Source organism: Comamonas sp. 26 (genome assembly GCF_002754475.1).
Classification (GTDB): domain Bacteria; phylum Pseudomonadota; class Gammaproteobacteria; order Burkholderiales; family Burkholderiaceae_C; genus Comamonas.
In genome coordinates this window covers 1,124,951-1,141,119 of record NZ_PEFL01000001.1, presented here as the reverse complement: position 1 = coordinate 1,141,119, position 16,169 = coordinate 1,124,951, and the positions used below count along the sequence as shown (strand labels likewise).

At 60.3% G+C, this 16,169-nt stretch carries 17 protein-coding genes; 14 read left to right on the top strand and 3 right to left on the bottom strand.

Annotated features, from left to right (window positions below):
* Positions 1–181: 181 nt before the first annotated feature.
* Positions 182–349, bottom strand: a complete 168-nt coding sequence (locus CLU84_RS22005) for a hypothetical protein (RefSeq protein WP_158235170.1) — start codon at positions 347–349, stop codon at positions 182–184.
* Between the two features lie 321 nt (positions 350–670).
* Here CLU84_RS22005 and CLU84_RS05230 point away from each other — a divergent pair, with 321 nt between their 5' ends.
* The 9 genes from CLU84_RS05230 (at position 671) to tolA (ending at position 7,657) form a co-directional block, all read left to right on the top strand.
* The gene (locus CLU84_RS05230) at positions 671–970 is read left to right on the top strand and encodes a 2Fe-2S iron-sulfur cluster-binding protein (protein WP_099736280.1); all 300 of its coding nucleotides are present in this window, start codon (positions 671–673) and stop codon (positions 968–970) included.
* 323 nt (positions 971–1,293) lie between these two features.
* Positions 1,294–2,415 carry a bifunctional 3,4-dihydroxy-2-butanone-4-phosphate synthase/GTP cyclohydrolase II gene (ribBA, locus tag CLU84_RS05225; protein ID WP_099736279.1) on the top strand — a complete coding sequence of 374 codons (1,122 nt, stop codon included), beginning with the start codon at positions 1,294–1,296 and terminating at the stop codon, positions 2,413–2,415.
* 17 nt (positions 2,416–2,432) lie between these two features.
* Positions 2,433–2,912, top strand: a complete 480-nt coding sequence (ribH, locus tag CLU84_RS05220; RefSeq protein ID WP_099736278.1) for a 6,7-dimethyl-8-ribityllumazine synthase — start codon at positions 2,433–2,435, stop codon at positions 2,910–2,912.
* Complete coding sequence (nusB, locus tag CLU84_RS05215; RefSeq protein WP_099736277.1) at positions 2,909–3,454, top strand: transcription antitermination factor NusB; 546 nt, start codon at positions 2,909–2,911, stop codon at positions 3,452–3,454. The genes ribH and nusB overlap by 4 nt, the downstream gene beginning before the upstream one ends.
* Positions 3,455–3,638: 184 nt before the next feature.
* Positions 3,639–4,832, top strand: a complete 1,194-nt coding sequence (locus CLU84_RS05210; protein WP_199173688.1) for a pyridoxal phosphate-dependent aminotransferase — start codon at positions 3,639–3,641, stop codon at positions 4,830–4,832.
* 6 nt (positions 4,833–4,838) lie between these two features.
* On the top strand, positions 4,839–5,255 hold the full coding sequence (ybgC, locus tag CLU84_RS05205; RefSeq protein ID WP_099736276.1) for a tol-pal system-associated acyl-CoA thioesterase: 417 nt from the start codon (positions 4,839–4,841) through the stop codon (positions 5,253–5,255).
* The gene (gene tolQ, locus CLU84_RS05200) at positions 5,252–5,956 is read left to right on the top strand and encodes a protein TolQ (protein ID WP_099736275.1); all 705 of its coding nucleotides are present in this window, start codon (positions 5,252–5,254) and stop codon (positions 5,954–5,956) included. Before ybgC ends, tolQ begins: the two co-directional genes overlap by 4 nt.
* A gap of 24 nt (positions 5,957–5,980) precedes the next feature.
* Entirely contained in the window at positions 5,981–6,412 is a 432-nt protein-coding gene (locus CLU84_RS05195) for a biopolymer transporter ExbD (RefSeq protein WP_099736274.1), read from the top strand.
* 72 nt (positions 6,413–6,484) lie between these two features.
* Positions 6,485–7,657, top strand: coding sequence for a cell envelope integrity protein TolA (gene tolA, locus CLU84_RS05190; protein ID WP_099736273.1), 1,173 nt, complete (start codon positions 6,485–6,487; stop codon positions 7,655–7,657).
* 208 nt (positions 7,658–7,865) lie between these two features.
* Here the strand turns inward: tolA and CLU84_RS05185 are convergent, their stop codons facing one another.
* A complete protein-coding gene (locus CLU84_RS05185; RefSeq protein ID WP_099736272.1) occupies positions 7,866–8,399 on the bottom strand; it encodes an SRPBCC domain-containing protein in 534 nt (177 codons plus the stop codon).
* A gap of 92 nt (positions 8,400–8,491) precedes the next feature.
* Here CLU84_RS05185 and CLU84_RS05180 point away from each other — a divergent pair, with 92 nt between their 5' ends.
* Positions 8,492–9,454 (top strand): LysR family transcriptional regulator, encoded by a 963-nt coding sequence (locus CLU84_RS05180; protein ID WP_099736271.1) that lies wholly within the window; start codon positions 8,492–8,494, stop codon positions 9,452–9,454.
* Here the strand turns inward: CLU84_RS05180 and CLU84_RS05175 are convergent.
* Positions 9,451–10,212 carry a sulfite exporter TauE/SafE family protein gene (locus CLU84_RS05175; protein ID WP_099737871.1) on the bottom strand — a complete coding sequence of 254 codons (762 nt, stop codon included), beginning with the start codon at positions 10,210–10,212 and terminating at the stop codon, positions 9,451–9,453. The genes CLU84_RS05180 and CLU84_RS05175 overlap by 4 nt on opposite strands.
* A 158-nt stretch (positions 10,213–10,370) precedes the next feature.
* Between CLU84_RS05175 and CLU84_RS05170 the strand changes: the two genes are divergently transcribed.
* The 4 genes from CLU84_RS05170 to CLU84_RS05155 all read left to right on the top strand — a co-directional run bounded on the left by CLU84_RS05170 (position 10,371) and on the right by CLU84_RS05155 (position 16,151).
* The gene (locus CLU84_RS05170; RefSeq protein ID WP_099736270.1) at positions 10,371–11,273 is read left to right on the top strand and encodes a LysR family transcriptional regulator; all 903 of its coding nucleotides are present in this window, start codon (positions 10,371–10,373) and stop codon (positions 11,271–11,273) included.
* Positions 11,274–11,300: 27 nt separating this feature from the next.
* Positions 11,301–12,689 carry a tRNA 5-hydroxyuridine modification protein YegQ gene (yegQ, locus tag CLU84_RS05165; RefSeq protein WP_099736268.1) on the top strand — a complete coding sequence of 463 codons (1,389 nt, stop codon included), beginning with the start codon at positions 11,301–11,303 and terminating at the stop codon, positions 12,687–12,689.
* 154 nt (positions 12,690–12,843) lie between these two features.
* Positions 12,844–13,704, top strand: a complete 861-nt coding sequence (locus tag CLU84_RS05160) for a plasmid replication/partition related protein (protein ID WP_099736266.1) — start codon at positions 12,844–12,846, stop codon at positions 13,702–13,704.
* Positions 13,705–13,940: 236 nt separating this feature from the next.
* A complete protein-coding gene (locus tag CLU84_RS05155) occupies positions 13,941–16,151 on the top strand; it encodes a TonB-dependent siderophore receptor (RefSeq protein ID WP_099736264.1) in 2,211 nt (736 codons plus the stop codon).
* Positions 16,152–16,169 lie beyond the last annotated feature (18 nt).

Genomic DNA, 16,169 nt, shown 5'->3' with positions numbered 1-16,169 from the left:
ATATGCGTACTTCAACCTGGCGCTACTGCAAAAACCGAAACATTGAACGGCCGGCTCTACATACCGCCACCGACAACTCTTGGCTAGATGCGGAAGTCCACGGCAGACGCTTCAGTGACTGCCATCGCTGCGAAACCGCCGCTTAACAGCACGTTAGATCTCAAGTTTTCCCCTGCAATGTCTAACTTCCATCTTTATCAAATGCACCAACAAAAAAACGCTCCTTCGGAGCGCTTTTTTGTAGCATTGAAGCCATTACGGGCCAATACTTTGCATAGATTTCATCGACCAAAATCACCCAAATTGCTTGAGCAGTTTTTACGACTTTAATTACCCAGAACACTTTCACCTACCTTGTCCCCATTTTTCAGCAACAAGCCTGTGGAAAAGCCTGAATAGCTTTGGCAACAAAGGCTCAAGCCATTGATCTGGCTGGTCTTTTTTGAATCGCCTATTTTTTAATCAATTTTTTCTACCAAAGCGCTACTTATCCCGTCCGGCGCTGAACATCCTTGTGAACAACTGAACCTTCCACAGGGATAAGTCACACAAGTCATTGATTTCAAACAACTCGCAAGCGCCCGATTAAAAAACAGGCAATCCATCATCACCCCACGGCCTTGGCAAACCAGCTACAAACACGGGTTTGCATAGCCCGATTCCCCAGCCCATGTCCAACGACTCTGCTTTCGCCCCACCTTTTTTTATCGCCAAGTGCGAGCCCAGCGGCCAGCAGGTCGATGCATGGGCTGACCAGTCCCTGCTGGACTCTCTGGAAGGCGGCGGCGTGGACTGGCCCAGCTCCTGCCGCAACGGCACTTGCCGCACCTGTCTGGGCCAGATGGTGTCGGGCAGCGTGCGCTATGACATTGAATGGCCGGGCCTGACGCCCGAAGAAAAGGCCGAGGGCTATGTGCTGCCCTGCTGCGCTTTTCCTGAAAGCGATGTGGTGCTGAAAGACGCCCCCTGAGCGGCTTTGCCGCTTCCCCTAAATTGGGAGGGCATCTTCGCGGCGGGACAGCCCTTGCTGGATCCCACTGATTTGAAGTCCGCCCCGTTTTTGCACAGGATCATGGTTTCAGAGGTCACTGCCGCGGCGAAAGCTCGCACTGCAATAGAATGGGGGTTTTCCGCAAGGCCTTGCCCTGCAGAAAGCGGCTTACCCGCTTCACACGTTCTTTGGAAGTCCTGCCATCGCCCTTTTCGCGGCGCTGGCAATGCCTCACTGGTGCGTGTCGTGCGCCAGCCCTGACTGCTTGCATCGCATCAAGATCACGTCCAAGAAGGCATTCCATGAACAGCTCCCTCCAACCCGTGCCCATCTCGCCCGTCGAAGACATCGTGGCGGAAATGCGCGCTGGCCGTATGGTCGTTCTCGTTGATGAGGAAGATCGTGAAAACGAAGGCGATCTGGTACTAGCATCCGACCATGTCACGCCTGAAGCCATCAACTTCATGGCCCGTTTTGGCCGTGGCCTGATCTGCTTGACGCTGACCCGCGAGCGCTGCGAATTCTTGAAGCTGCCCCCCATGGCCGCGCGCAATGGCACGGTTTACAGCACAGCATTCACCATCTCCATTGAAGCCGCCGAAGGCGTGACCACCGGCATCTCCGCCGCTGACCGCGCCCGCACCATTCAAGTGGCCGTGGACAAGAACAGCCAGCCCACCGATCTGGTGCAGCCCGGCCACGTGTTCCCGCTGCAAGCGGTTGATGGCGGCGTGCTTATGCGCGCTGGTCACACTGAAGCCGGTTGCGATCTGGCCGCTCTGGCAGGCTGCTCGCCCTCTTCCGTGATCTGCGAGATCATGAATGACGACGGCACCATGGCCCGCCTGCCCGATCTGCAACTGTTCTGCGCCGAGCATGGCATCAAGATCGGCACGATTGCAGACCTGATCGAATACCGCAGCCGCAATGAATCGCTGCTGCAAAAAGTGGGCAGTCGCCCCATGCAGACGGCCCACGGCGAATTCATCGCCCATGCCTTCCGCGACGTACCCAGCGGCTCTGTGCACCTAGCACTGGTCAAGGGCGAATGGCAGACCAACAACACCGTGCCCGTTCGCGTGCACGAGCCTCTGTCAGTGCTGGATGTGCTGGAAGTGGGTCGCAACCAGCACTCATGGTGTCTGGATGAAAGCCTGAAATACATTGCCGACAACGGCCAGGGCGTGGCCGTGCTGCTGAACTGCAGCGAGTCCGGCGACGAGCTGATGACCCAGTTTGAAGGCAAGGCACGCTCTGCCCAGGCGCCCGAACGCGGCCGCATGGACCTGCGCACCTATGGCGTGGGCGCGCAGATTCTGCGCGAAGTCGGCGTGAGCAAGATGCAACTGATGGGCCAGCCCCGCCGCATGCCAAGCATGGCTGGCTACGGACTGGAAATCACCGGCTACATCCCCAAAGCATAAGAGACGGAAAATACAAGATGCAAAACGCAGAACAAGGCCAAGGCCTGAACATGAACGGCGCTGATCTGAAGATCGGCATCGTGCAAGCTCGCTTCAACGAAAGCATTACCAACACCCTGTTTGCCTCCTGCCGCGATGAGCTGCTGGCACTGGGTGTGAAGTCCGAGAATATCGACCATGTCACAGTCCCCGGCGCACTGGAAGTGCCCGTGGCCCTGCAGACACTGGCCGACACCGATCAGTACGACGCCCTGGTGGCGCTGGGCTGCATCATCCGTGGGGAGACATACCACTTCGAGCTGGTAGCCAATGAATCGGGCTCGGGCGTTACACGCCTGTCCCTGGACTACCGCCTGCCGATCGCCAATGCGATCATCACCACTGAAAACATGGAGCAAGCCATTGCCCGCCAGGTGGACAAGGGTCGCGACGCCGCCCGTGTTGCCGTGGAAATGGCCAATCTGCTCAACGCCTACGACGATAACGAACCATCATGAGTGAAGAACAATCTAGCGATTCCGGCGCCAACCGCCCTGCCCGTCAAAGCCGCACGGGCTTGACCAGCACTGGCGTGCGCAAGGCAGCATCAAAGTCCAACCGCAGCCGCGCACGTGAATTTGCACTGCAAGGCCTTTACCAGCACATCGTGGGTCATAACGAAGTGCTGGAGATCGACCGTTTCACACGCGAACTGGCCGGTTTTCACAAGGCCGATGTGGTGCACTACGACGCACTGCTGCGCGGCTGCGTAGAAAACGAAGCCGCACTGGATGCCTTGATCACCCCCAAGCTGGACCGTGGCCTGACCGCTATCTCGCCCATCGAACATGCCTGCATGTGGATTGGCGTGTATGAGTTCCAGAATTGCCTCGACGTGCCATGGCGCGTTGTGCTGAACGAATGCATCGAGCTGGCCAAGGAATTTGGCGGTACCGACGGTCACAAGTATGTGAACGCCGTGCTCAACGGCCTGGCTCCAGAGTTGCGCGCTACAGAAGTGACGCACGACCGCTCGGCCCAGAAAAAGTCTGCCAGCTAAGCTGAGCTGACCCATGGGCCGTACTTGCGCGGCCCTGCTGCCGCCTCATGCATAGTCAATGCAAATACTGCAACCAGGCCACAGGTGCTATCGTGCACCCGCTGGCTGGTTGCAGTTTTTTATGAGCGCAGCCTTAGAGCATGCTTGCGCCCATTGCTGATTGATTGAAAGATTTTCTTCGTCCATGTCCGTTATTGAGCTTTCCCGCCGCGCCCAACGCATCGAGCCTTTTTACGTCATGGAAATGGCCAAGCACGCGCAGGAAGTGGCACGCCAGTCCAGCGCCAGCGGCTCACCCATGATCTACCTGAACATTGGCGAGCCCGACTTCACCGCCCCGCCTCTGGTGCAGCAAGCCGCTGAGCGCGCCATCCGCGCCGGACGCACCCAGTACACACAGGCCCCCGGCCTGCCCGAGCTGCGCGAAAAGATCAGCGCCTGGTATGCCAGCCGCTTCGGCATCAATGTGCCTGCGCGCCGCATCATCATTACCGCTGGGGCCTCGGCAGCGCTGCAGCTGGCCTGCCTGGCGCTGATTGATGAGGGCGACGAAGTACTGATGCCCGACCCTAGCTACCCCTGCAACCGCCACTTTGTCTCGGCTGCTGAAGGCAAGCCGGTGCTGATTCCCTCATCGGCTGCAGAGCGCTTTCAACTCAGCGCTGCCAAGGTGGAAGCCGCTTGGGGCGAGTGCACACGCGGCGTGATGCTGGCGTCACCGTCCAACCCCACAGGCACCTCCATTGCCCCCGATGAGCTGCGCCGCATTCACGAAGTGGTGCGCGCTAAGGGTGGGCTGACCATCGTTGATGAAATCTATCTGGGCCTGTCTTACGACGACGCCTATAGCAAGTCGGCACTGGAGCTGGGCGATGACATCATCTCCATCAACAGCTTCAGCAAGTATTTCAATATGACCGGCTGGCGTCTGGGCTGGATGGTGGTGCCCGAATCGCTGGTTGCCCCTATCGAGATGCTGGCCCAGCACCTGTTCATCTGCGCCAGCACCATCTCGCAATATGCGGCCCTGGCCTGTTTCGAGCCTGAGAGCATTGCCGAGTACGAACGCCGCCGCGCCGAGTTCAAGGCCCGCCGCGACTATTTCATTCCGGCCCTGGAATCGATTGGCCTGCCCGTGCCCGTCAAGCCCGATGGCGCCTTCTACGCCTGGGCCGACTGCCGCGCCGCCGCTGAAAAGCTCGGCGTCAAGGGAAGCTGGGACTTTGCCTATGCAGTGATGAATCAGGCCCACCTAGCCATCACGCCCGGCCGCGACTTTGGTCATGCCGAGACGGCAAACTATGTGCGTTTTTCCACAGCCAACTCCATGGAGCAGCTGCAGGAAGCCATTGCGCGCCTGAAGAAGCTCCTGGGCTGATGCACCATGGCTTTTGAGTTCCCTATTCGAGTTTATTGGGAAGACACTGACGCAAGCGGCCGCGTCTTCCACGTCAACTACCTCAAGTTCTTCGAACGTGCGCGCACCGAATGGCTGCGCTCGCTGGGCATTGCTCAGCAAAATCTGCGGGAACAAACCGGCGGTATCTTTGTCGTAACCTCTGCGCAGCTTGAATATCTGCGCCCGGCCCAACTTGATGACCAGCTGAGTGTCACCGCAACCCTGAAAAGCGCCGGCCGCGCCTCGCTCGTCATTGAGCAGCAGGCGCTGCTGGTAAACCCCGACAATCAAGCTTTGGAGCCAGCGCTGCTGTGCACTGGCTCCATCCGCATTGGATGGGTGGATGGCAAGACCATGCGCCCCACGAGAATTCCAAACCATATCCTGGAGCAACTTTCATGAACTCCCAAGACATGTCCATCCTCAGCCTCATCATGCAGGCCAGCTGGGTGGTTCAACTGGTCATGCTGATTTTGGTGGTCGCATCCATCGCCAGCTGGGCCACCATCTTCAACAAGGCCAAAACCTTGAAGCGTGTGCGCACGCTGAACGACAACTTCGAGCAAGACTTCTGGTCGGGCACCAGCCTCAACGACCTCTACGCCTCTGCGGCGCAGAACGCCAAGACCGGCGGACCCATGGAGCGTATTTTTGCCAGCGGCATGCGCGAGTATCAAAAGCTGCGTGAGCGCCGCATGGATGATGTTGCCACGCTGATGGACGGCACACGCCGCGCCATGCGCGCCAGCTTCCAGCGCGAGCTCGACGAGATCGAATCCGGTCTGTCCTTTCTGGGTACAGTGGCCTCGGTCTCCCCTTATGTCGGCCTGTTCGGCACTGTCTGGGGCGTGATGCACGCCTTCACCGGTTTTGCCAATATGGAACAAGTCACGCTGGCCACCGTTGCCCCCGGTATTGCCGAAGCACTGGTGGCCACGGCCATGGGTCTGTTTGCCGCCATTCCTGCGGTGACGGCTTACAACCGCTACGCGCACAACGTGGACCGCATTGCCAGCCAGGAAGAAACCTTCATCGAAGAGTTCTCCAACATCTTGCAGCGCAATGTGGGCTCCACCAGCAGCCACAGCGCCTCCGGCCACTGATGACCCAGCGCAAGGAATGACGCCATGGCAGCAATGAGCTCACGCGGCCGCAATCGCCGCACCGTCAACGAAATTAATATGGTGCCCTTCATCGACGTGATGCTGGTGCTGCTCATCATCTTCATGGTGACAGCCCCCATGCTCACGCCGGGCTCCATCAATGTGCCAAGCGCAGGCAAGTCCTCGCGCCCGCCGACCAAGAACATTGCCTATGTGCTGCTCGATAAAGACGGCAGCATACAGTTCAAGAACGGTAGCAGTACACAAAGCGTCAAGCTCGATGACCTCAAGGGCCTGGCCCAGTCCTGGCAAGAAAGCCAGAGCGAAGACAGCGCCATTCAGATCATCGCCGACAAGGGCCTGCCCTTTGAGGACGTCATGAAGGCACACACCACGCTTTCCAAAGCCGGCATCAAACGCATCGCCTTTGGCGTTGTTTCTTCTTCCAGCAATTGAACCCAGTCATAAAGCTCTGCCACGCCACTCTTGAACTCAAGCGTGGCTGCCAGAGCAGACCCCTCATTCACCATGCCTAACCAGCAAGATCGCGATCAGTTTGCGCCCCCCCGCCACCAAGGCCGGGTGCGCTCATGGTCGCTCGCTCTGGCCGTGCACGGGCTGCTGATTGCGGCTCTGCTGTGGACAGTGCGCACCCCCAAAGAAGCCGAGGAAGCCATGGTCGAAGCCGAGGTCTGGAGCAGTTCTGCCCCTGCCTCTGCCGCGGCTGTGACGCCACCACCTCCGCCACCCGATCCCACGCCCGAGCCGGTACCCGAGCCACCTCCTCCGCCCCCCCCTCCACCGCCACCAGAGCCGGTGGTAATGCCGACACCGGCTCCTGCGCCCACCCCAAAAGCCCAGGCCCATGACGACGATCACGAGGCCGAAGTGGCGCTGGCCAAAAAGAAGAAGCAGGAGCAGCTGAAGAAGGAAAAGGCCGAGCAGGAAGCCCAGGAGAAGCGAGAGCGCGAGAAGGATCGCAAGGAAAAAGCGGAAAAGGACAGGGCTGAAAAGGCGCATCAGGACAAACTGGACAAGCAAAAAGCCGAGAAGGCCGAAAAAGCGGAGAAGGAACGCAAGGAAAAAGCCGAAAAGCTCGCCAGGGAAAAAGCAGAAAAGGAAAAATCCGAGAAGGCCGAAAAAGATAAAGCGGCCAAGGACAAGGCCGCCAAGGAAAAAGCCGAAAAGGCTGAAAAAGAGAAAGCCGAGAAGGACAAAGCCGCTAAGGAAGCCAAAGAGAAGGCTGCCAAGGAGGCTAAGGAAAAAGCAGCCAAGGATGCCAAGGCGGCCGATGACCGCCGCAAGGCCGAACTGGCGCGTCTGCAAGGGCTGGCCGGCGGCTCTGGCAATGCCGGCGGCAGCGGTGGCAGCGACCACAGCGGCGCTGGCGGCAGTCGCACCGGCGGTGCGGGCAGCAGCGCCAGCGGCGGCCCCTCTGCCGGCTACGGTGCCAAGGTGGCCGCGCGCGTCAAGCCCAATATCGTCTATCCAGACGCCATCGGCGGCAACCCGCGCGCCGAGGTTCGCGTGCGTACAGCGCCGGACGGCACCATCACCAGTGCCACCATCTCCAAGTCCAGCGGCAATGCCGCCTGGGACGAGGCCGTGGTCCGCGCCCTGCACAAGACCGACAAGCTGCCGCGCGATATCGACGGCAAGGTGCCGTCGGAGCTGGTCATCGGCTTCCGGCCGCAGGACTGACGGCACGCAAGCCGCTGGAAACTATGAAAAACATAGCTTTCAGCGTTTTATAGACAAGGGCTTGAAGGCTAAAAGCCTTCAAGCCCTTTTTTGATTCTGAGACGTTCGGAATGCGTCTGCGATCACCACGCAGTTATTCGCCTCTCGGTGGCCTGCGGCGCAATCGATACGGTGCTCGCATCAGATGAATGCCAGGCGCAACGCCGATTCAATCGCTGTTGGCACTGAAATTCTGCTGCTCGGCAGCAGATTTGAGCGCGAGGTTCATACGCTCAAAATCGGGGCGAAATTCTTCAACGTCCATCCACCAGAGCAACACGCCCCTAAACCTCTCCCCATGCATCAGCCGTGTGCGCGGATGAGAAGTACCCGGCTGCTGCATTGGCTGCAACTCAAAGAAATGCTCGCCGTCAAAAATACGAGGAAAAAACAGCCGCCCACGCCAGCGCAGTTCGCGGGCGGCTTGAACCGTCAGAACCTGCGGCCTGAACTCCATGCGCCTGCCTCGCGAAGACTGCAGCTGGTTGATCAGCCTGCCCCCCTGCACCAGCTCGCCCTGCATGGAAACAATGAACGGGTTCCATTGACCGTAACTCCCGGGATTCCCCAACAGCTCCCAGACTCTTTCCGGCGTGGCGTCGATCTCGATGCAGGTGTGCAGTTCTGCCTGCGGAGCCCTCAAGAACGCCAGCCCCAGCGCTATCGAAAAAATGAGAACCGAAATCAGCAAAATCCCAAGCATGGCAAGCCTTTCAAGTCATGATCGAGAAATGCTAGGCAAACCTCAGCTAAACTAAAATTAGCTAAATACTTGCAATTGATATACAAAAATCAATGAACCAAGCATCTTCTGAGCCCGAGCAGAACAACACGCCAGCACAGCCCAGCTGGGAGCTTTGGCGCAGCTTTCTGGCGGTTGTGGAACACGGCAGCCTCTCTGGTGCAGCCCGGGCCTTGAAACTGACGCAGCCAAGCATCAGCCGACATATCAACGCACTAGAGCAATGCCTAAATGCGGCGCTGTTTACACGCTCGCGACATGGCCTCAATCCCACGCCACTGGCGAATTCATTGCTTGCACAGGTGCAGACCATGGCGTCTGCAGCCAATAGCCTGATGCGCACCGCATCCGCAGCGAGTACCCAGGCACAGGGTACCGTGCGCATCTCTGCCAGCGAAATGGTTGGCACCATGGTCTTGCCTCCCATGCTGGCTGCATTTCGGGAGCAGCATCCGGCCATTGTGGTCGAACTGGCCCTGTCCAACCGCAATGAAGACCTACTGCAGCGTCAGGCCGATATCGCGGTACGCATGCAGCGTCCCACGCAGGCGGCACTGGTTGCACGCCATGTGGGCTCTGTCAAAGCAGGGCTGTTTGCCCACCAGAGCTATGCCCGCAGACATGGCCTGCCCAGCGATTTGCAAGCGCTTTTTATACATCCACTGATTGGTGTGGACCGGGATGAAACGCCTTTGCAGCATCCGGCTCTGGCAAAGCTTGGCCTGAGCCGTGAAAGCTTTGCCCTGCGCTGTGATAGCGAGGTGACGCAGTGGATGGCCGTTCAGGCTGGTTTCGGCATCGGTGCCTGTCAGCTCTCGCTGGTCGTTGGAGACCCCCAATACCTGCATGTACTGCCTGAAGAGGTCCAATGGAACTATGAGATGTGGCTGGCCATGCATGAAGACCAGCGCGACACCTTGCGAATACGCCTGCTGTTTGACCATCTGGCCAATGGCTTGCAGCGCCATCTATCGCAGACGACAACAGTACCTCAGCTACCCGGACCTCACGCCTAGAAAAGCATATACACGCCCAGCGCCATCAAGCTACCCATCAGCAGCTTTTTGAAACGCGCGGTCGAGAGCTTTTCGCGCAGCACCTCGCCCCAGTGCATGCCAGCCAAGGCGGGAATCAGCATCAGGCCCGAAACCACCAGACCAAGACCAAGACCCAGACCGCCCGAAACCGCGCCCTCCTTGCCAAACCACCACATGCCCAGCCCCAAAGCCAGAGTGGACACAGTAAAGCACAAGCCCATGGCCTGCATCAGCGCCGCGCGCGCCAGTCCCAGAGACTGCAAAAACGCCACCGCAGGCACGACAAACACGCCCGTCAGCGCGGTAATGCCTCCGGACACAAAGCCGACGACCAGCCCCAGCCAGGCCTGATGCCGCAGCGGCACCAGCCATTGCGGGCCGCACAGCCCCCAAAGCCCATAGACCACCAGCGCCAGCCCCAAGGCCAGATGCGCCTGCGGCAAGCTGCCCAAGCTGCCCCAAACGGCCATGCCACCCAACGTGCCCGCAGCGATTCCCAGCTGCATGCCGCCCAGACGCTTGAGCAGCGCTGGCAAGGTATTCATTGGCCGCATCTGCACCACATTGGTCACCAATGACGGCAGCAACAATAGCGCAGCCGCCTGCGCTGGCGGCATGAACAGCGCCAGCAGGGCCATGGAAACCGTGGGCAGGCCCAGGCCCACCACGCCCTTGACCAAGCCCGCCACGCCAAATACGCCAATGGCCAACGCAGCCATCCAACCTTCGCTCCACATCATCAATCCTTCGTTTCAGTCTAACCACCAAGCATCAGCAAGAACTGTCAATATTCTTGTGAACGTTGATAATCCGCCGATATGTAGCCAATGACTATCGGGAATTTTGAAAGCAATACTTCGCTAAAAACTGAGGCTTGAACCACCCATGAAAACCCATGCGTTTTGACCTGACCGACCTCCAGCTGTTTGTGCACATCCTCGACAGCGGCACGCTGACGGCGGCGGCACAGCGCTGCCATCTCACGCTGGCCTCGGCCAGCGAGCGCGTGCGCGGAATGGAGGCGCTTCTGGGCACGGCGCTGCTCGTTCGCCAGGCACGCGGCGTGCAGCCCACGGCTGCAGGCCATACCCTGGGCCAGCATGCGCGCCAGGTGCTGGCGCAAATGCAACAGCTGCGCGGCGCCATGGGCGAATTCGGGGCCGGCCTGGCCGGGCAGATACGCCTGCGCGGCAATACCTCGGCCGTGCGCGAGCATCTGCCGCTGGCTATTGGTGGATTTTTGCTGCTGCACCCGCAGATTGCGCTGGAGCTGCAGGAATGTCCCAGCGCCGAAGTGCTGGGTGCACTGCACCAGGGCCTGTGCGATATCGGCGTGGCGGCAGAGCCGCAGGACGCGAGTGCTCTCAGCGGCCTGCACTGCGAGCCCTGGAAAGCAGATCCGCTGGCAGCCGTCTTGCCGCAATGCCATGCGCTGGCCAAACACCAGCAACTGACGCTGACCGAGCTGCTGCAAGAAAACTGGGTTGGCCTGCCACGTGATTCCGCCCTGCAACAGCTGCTGCAGCGCCAGGCCCAGCAGATCAGCGGCCAGCTGCTGCGCACCCAGGTGCAGCTGCCGCATTTCGAGGGACTATGCCAGTTGGTAGGCCAGGGGGTAGGCATTGCGGTGCTGCCTCTGGCCGCCGTGCAGCGCCATGCCACCAGCACCGGCGTGGTGGCTGTGCCTTTGAGCGAAACCTGGGCACAACGCCAGCTGCTGCTGTGCATGCCTGTGTCGACGGCAGCGTTGTCATTGCCTGCACGCCAGTTGTACCAGCATCTGCTACAGACCACGTAGCCTTAGCAAGCCACGGTGAAAAGCGCTATGCGGGACAATAGAGGAATCATGACCCTCAAAGCCCCCGAACTCTTGCTGCCCGCCGGCTCGCTCGACAAGATGCGCGCCGCCTATGACTTTGGTGCCGACGCTGTATACGCCGGCCAGCCGCGCTACTCTCTGCGCGCGCGCAACAACGAATTCCGCCTGGAGCAGATCGGCCAGGGCATTGCCGAAGCGCACGCGCGCGGCAAGAAGTTCTTCCTGACCAGCAATCTGATTGCCCACAACGATAAGGTTCGTACCTATCTGCGAGACATCGAGCCCATCATCGCCATGAAGCCGGACGCCATGATCATGGCCGACCCCGGCCTGATCATGATGGTCAAGGAAAAGTGGCCAGAGCAGGTCATTCACCTGTCCGTACAGGCCAACACCACCAACCACGCCACCGTGAAGTTCTGGCAGAAGATGGGCGTGGAGCGCATCATCCTGTCGCGCGAGCTGAGCCTGGACGAGATCGAAAAGATCCGCCAGGAATGCCCCGATATGGAGCTGGAAGTGTTTGTGCACGGCGCTCTGTGCATTGCCTACTCGGGCCGTTGTTTGCTGAGCGGCTACTTCAACCGCCGCGACCCCAACCAGGGCACTTGCACCAACGCCTGCCGCTGGGACTACAAGACGCATGACGCCAATGTGGACCCCAACACCGGCGAAGCGCTGGGCCAGACCATGGAAAACGGCTTCAACTTCGAAGACGCCAAGAACGACCTGGACAACCAGTTCACCAGCACCTGCGGTGACCAGCAGCGCCACCCTAAAGCTGACGCGATTTACCTGCTGGAAGAAAAAGGCCGCCCCGGCGAGATGATGCCCATCATGGAAGATGAGCATGGCACCTACATCATGAATTCCAAGGACCTGCGCGCCGTGGAGCATGTGGAGCGCCTGACCAAGATTGGCGTGGATTCGCTCAAGATCGAAGGCCGCACCAAGAGCCTGTACTACGTGGCCCGCACGGCCCAGACCTACCGCCGCGCCATTGATGACGCAGTGGCCGGTCGCCCCTTCAACCCCGAGCTGATCACCGAGCTGGAAGGCTTGGCTAACCGCGGTTACACCGGCGGCCTGATGGAGCGCCGCCCCGCCAACGATTACCAGAACTACGAAACCGGCCACAGCGTGCTGCAACGCAGCCACTTTGTGGGCGAAGTGCGTGCTTACGAAAACGGCATGGCCGAAATCGAGACCAAGAACCGCTTCTCGGTCGGCGATACGCTGGAAATCATTCACCCCACGGGCAACCGTCAGATCAAGCTGGAAAAGATGTTTGACCTGGAAGGAAAGCCCGTGGAAGTGGCCCAGGGCAACCCCATCCGCGTGCGTATTCCGCTGGAAGGCCCGATCGAAGGTGCGCTGATTTCGCGTCTGCTGTAAGCTCTGACCACGCTATTTGCCAACGCCCCATACGCTGGGGCGTTTCTCTTTTTTTCATAGCATGTAGCGCCTGTATTTATTGAGTATCAAGCTTTATTCGCCCTCAAACCTAGATACGGCAAGCGCTAGCTGCTCCTCATTCAAAAGCACCCCCATGGAACTCCAAATTGACGAAGGCCTCAAGGCCTATATCGACCCGCTGACCGCTGACGAGCACGAATCGCTGGAGCGCAGCATCCTCGCCGAAGGCTGTCGCGATGCGCTGGTGGTCTGGGGCGAGCTGCTGATCGACGGCCACAACCGCTACGGCATCTGCCAAAAACATGGCCTGCCCTTCAACACCATTCAGGCCACGCAGTTCAAGACCATGGACGATGTGCATCTGTGGATGATCGACCAGCACCTGGGCCGCCGCAGCGTCTCCGACTTCCAACGCGGCGTGCTGGCCTTGCGCAAGCGCGAAATCATTGCTTCGCGCCGTGCAGCAGCCGCCGCTGCGGTGAATGCCGCCAAGGCCTCCCAGCCCGCCAGCGAAGAAGCCCCCTGGGAAGGCGATACCGACCCCGCTGTCGCCCAGGCACTGGCCAGCGTGGCCAAGGTGCCTGATGAGGCGCTGGACACGCGCGAAGCGCTGGCCCGTGCCGCCCGCCTATCGGCTGGTCAGGTCAAGATGATCGAGACGATTCAGGAAAAAGCGGCGCCTGAAGTGGTGGCCGCCGTGAAGGCCGGCGAGCTGTCGCTGAATGCCGCTGCCGTGGTTGCCACCCTGCCCGAGGAAGAGCAGCAGGCCGTGGCCGCCGAAGGTGCCGATGCGCTCAAGCAAGCCGCCAAGCGGGTGCGCGATGCCAAGAAAAAGCCCAAGGCCGCCAAGCCCGAGGCCGATGAATCGGCAGAAGCAGCGCCCGCCGCCAGCGCCGAAGAGCTGCAAGCCCGCGTGACCGAGCTGCAAGCCGAGAATGAGCGCCTGCGCATGCAGGTCAAGACTTTGCAGGAGCTGCTGGCCGAACAGGTTTAAGCAAGCACACAGTCGCAAAACAAGCAGCCTCCTCAGCTGGCGAATGCCGGTTGGGGAGGCTGTTGTATTTTGCGCAGCTGCATAACCACAAACAGCCAAATGACAGCTGTTCTCATTAATATCGGCGCCTGCCTACAAATACCACATAGCCAAGCGCGCTTTTGACGTAGTCCGTGCCGCCACGGAACTACGCCCTGACTGCAAGCCAGCCATTGTGTGTGCACACACAACACCTTATGGCCAACCAAAATCACCCCTCTCATCGCGCATTCCGTTTGAGCTGCGCAGCCGCCGCTGTCGCCGCCGTCTTTGGCAGCGTTGCCAGCCCCGTTCATGCACAGACCACGGCCGCACCCGAAGCCGCCCTGGATTCGGTCACCGTCACCGGCAACTGGCTGGATGGCGACACGCCCAATGCCGAAAAAGTGCTGGAGCACCCCGGCGCCCGCACCATTGTCGAACGCGAGCGTATCCAGGAAAGCGGCGCCACCACACTGCGCGAAGCGCTGCGCCTAGTGCCTGGCGTGCAGGTACAGGACAGCAACGGCACGGGCGGCAGCGATATTTCGCTGAACCTGAGCGTGCGCGGCCTAACAGCACGCCTCTCGCCACGCTCGTATATGCTGCAGGACGGCATCCCCATCTCCTATGCACCTTACGGCCAGCCGCAGCTGTCTCTGGCCCCCGTGGCGCTGGGTAATCTGGAATCCATTGACGTGGTACGCGGCGCCGGCTCTGTGCGCTACGGCCCGCAGAACGTGGGCGGTATCATCAACTTCACGACCCGCGCCATTCCCAAGACCTTCGCGGCCGAAGCCTCCATAGGCACGGAAATCTACGGCCACAACGGCAACACCAAAACCAGCCCCAGCCTGTTTGTGGGCGGCACCAATGAGTCTGGCCTGGGTCTGGCCCTGCTGTATTCGGGCACGCATGGCAAGGGCTGGCGCAGCAGCAACGACAGAACCGATGTCGACGATTTGCTGCTCAAGGGCAGCTACCAGCTCACGAGCAAGAGCAGCCTGTCCGCATCGCTGCACCATTTCGAGGGCAAGGGCCAGATGCCCGGCGGCCTGACCACCAAGCAATACGCGGCCGACCCGTTCCAGAGCACGCGCAACTACGACCAGTTCACGGGCCGCCGCACCGACGGCTCGCTCAAATACAGCTACAAGGACGGCCGCGACAACTTCGAAGTGCTGAGCTACTACGTGGACTCCTTCCGCGGCAGCTACATCGAACGCGACGCCACCGGCGCCAATGCCGGCAAGCGCAGCCTGACGGCCGCGCCACGCAACTACAGCTACTACGGCGTGGAGCCGCGCTATTCGCGCATTTTCGAGACCGGCTCCGTGGTGCAGGAAGTCAGCGTGGGCTACCGTTATCTGAAAGAAAAGAGCTCGGAGACGGCCTTGGCCACCTCGGGCTTTTATGTGCCGGGCCAGGTCAACGCCATGGCGCTGCCGCTGAACGTCACCCAGACCAGCCAGGGCGGCACCACGGCCAATGCTTTCTACATCGACAACCGCATCGACGTAGGCAACTGGACCATCACGCCCGGTGTGCGCTATGAGCGCATACGCTCCTTCAACAATGTGGTGGACTACAAAGGCTCCACCGCTGCGGCCATCTACCCGACGGCCGCCGCCAACGAATGGCTGCCCACGCTGTCGGTGCTCTACCGCGTCAACAGCCAGTGGACGGTGTTCGCCAATGCCGGCAAGTCCTTCGGACCGCAGCAATATGCACAGCTGGCCCAGTCGTCCAACAACCAGCTCTACCCCGAATCGGCCAAGACCTATGAGCTGGGCACGCATTACAAGAGCGACACCTGGAATGGCGAGCTGACGCTGTTCAACATCGACTTCGACAAGGAGTTGTTCCTGGACCGTCCCGGCGACGGCACGGGTAACGGCATCTGGACCGATCTGGGTGCCACCCGCCATCGCGGTCTGGAATCGGCACTGCGCTACGACTTCGGCAAGCACTACCCTGCGCTCAAGGGCTTCTCGCTGGGCGCGACCTACACCTTCACCCAGGCTACCAGCCAGGCCGGGCCGTTTGCCGGGCGCGATCTGCCGCTGTACGCCCGCCACACCGCCGGGCTGTCAGCGCGCTATGCGGTCGATCGCTGGACCTTCAACGCTGAGCTCAACGCCCAGTCCAAGCAACGCTCGCCCGGCACGCCAGGCACCAGCGGCAAGCCCAACTCCTACATCACGCAGGAAGATGCCAACGGCAATCTGGGCGACATCCCCGGCTTCGCGATTCTGGGCCTGCGCACCAGCTATCAGGGCGGCAAGGAGCTGAACAATCTGCGCCTGACTGTGGGTGTGAAGAACGTGTTGGACCGCCGCTACTTCACCCGCTCCACCGACAACAACGGTGGCGGAAAGTACGTGGGCATGCCACGCACCGTCTATCTGCAGGCCTCGCTGCCGTTCTAAGCACCAGCGACCCATGTC

Bases quoted from the DNA above. Each gene is read 5' to 3' on its own strand.
- tolQ (WP_099736275.1), top strand. From the start codon at position 5,252: ATGAACTCCCAAGACATGTCCATCCTCAGCCTCATCATGCAGGCCAGC.
- nusB (WP_099736277.1), top strand. From the start codon at position 2,909: ATGAGTGAAGAACAATCTAGCGATTCCGGCGCCAACCGCCCTGCCCGT.
- CLU84_RS05170 (WP_099736270.1), top strand. From the start codon at position 10,371: ATGCGTTTTGACCTGACCGACCTCCAGCTGTTTGTGCACATCCTCGAC.
- CLU84_RS05160 (WP_099736266.1), top strand. From the start codon at position 12,844: ATGGAACTCCAAATTGACGAAGGCCTCAAGGCCTATATCGACCCGCTG.
- CLU84_RS05185 (WP_099736272.1), bottom strand. From the start codon at position 8,399: ATGCTTGGGATTTTGCTGATTTCGGTTCTCATTTTTTCGATAGCGCTG.
- CLU84_RS05210 (WP_199173688.1), top strand. From the start codon at position 3,639: ATGTCCGTTATTGAGCTTTCCCGCCGCGCCCAACGCATCGAGCCTTTT.
- ybgC (WP_099736276.1), top strand. From the start codon at position 4,839: ATGGCTTTTGAGTTCCCTATTCGAGTTTATTGGGAAGACACTGACGCA.
- CLU84_RS05180 (WP_099736271.1), top strand. From the start codon at position 8,492: ATGAACCAAGCATCTTCTGAGCCCGAGCAGAACAACACGCCAGCACAG.
- yegQ (WP_099736268.1), top strand. From the start codon at position 11,301: ATGCGGGACAATAGAGGAATCATGACCCTCAAAGCCCCCGAACTCTTG.
- tolA (WP_099736273.1), top strand. From the start codon at position 6,485: ATGCCTAACCAGCAAGATCGCGATCAGTTTGCGCCCCCCCGCCACCAA.
- CLU84_RS05195 (WP_099736274.1), top strand. From the start codon at position 5,981: ATGGCAGCAATGAGCTCACGCGGCCGCAATCGCCGCACCGTCAACGAA.
- ribH (WP_099736278.1), top strand. From the start codon at position 2,433: ATGCAAAACGCAGAACAAGGCCAAGGCCTGAACATGAACGGCGCTGAT.
- CLU84_RS05230 (WP_099736280.1), top strand. From the start codon at position 671: ATGTCCAACGACTCTGCTTTCGCCCCACCTTTTTTTATCGCCAAGTGC.
- ribBA (WP_099736279.1), top strand. From the start codon at position 1,294: ATGAACAGCTCCCTCCAACCCGTGCCCATCTCGCCCGTCGAAGACATC.
- CLU84_RS05155 (WP_099736264.1), top strand. From the start codon at position 13,941: ATGGCCAACCAAAATCACCCCTCTCATCGCGCATTCCGTTTGAGCTGC.
- CLU84_RS05175 (WP_099737871.1), bottom strand. From the start codon at position 10,212: ATGTGGAGCGAAGGTTGGATGGCTGCGTTGGCCATTGGCGTATTTGGC.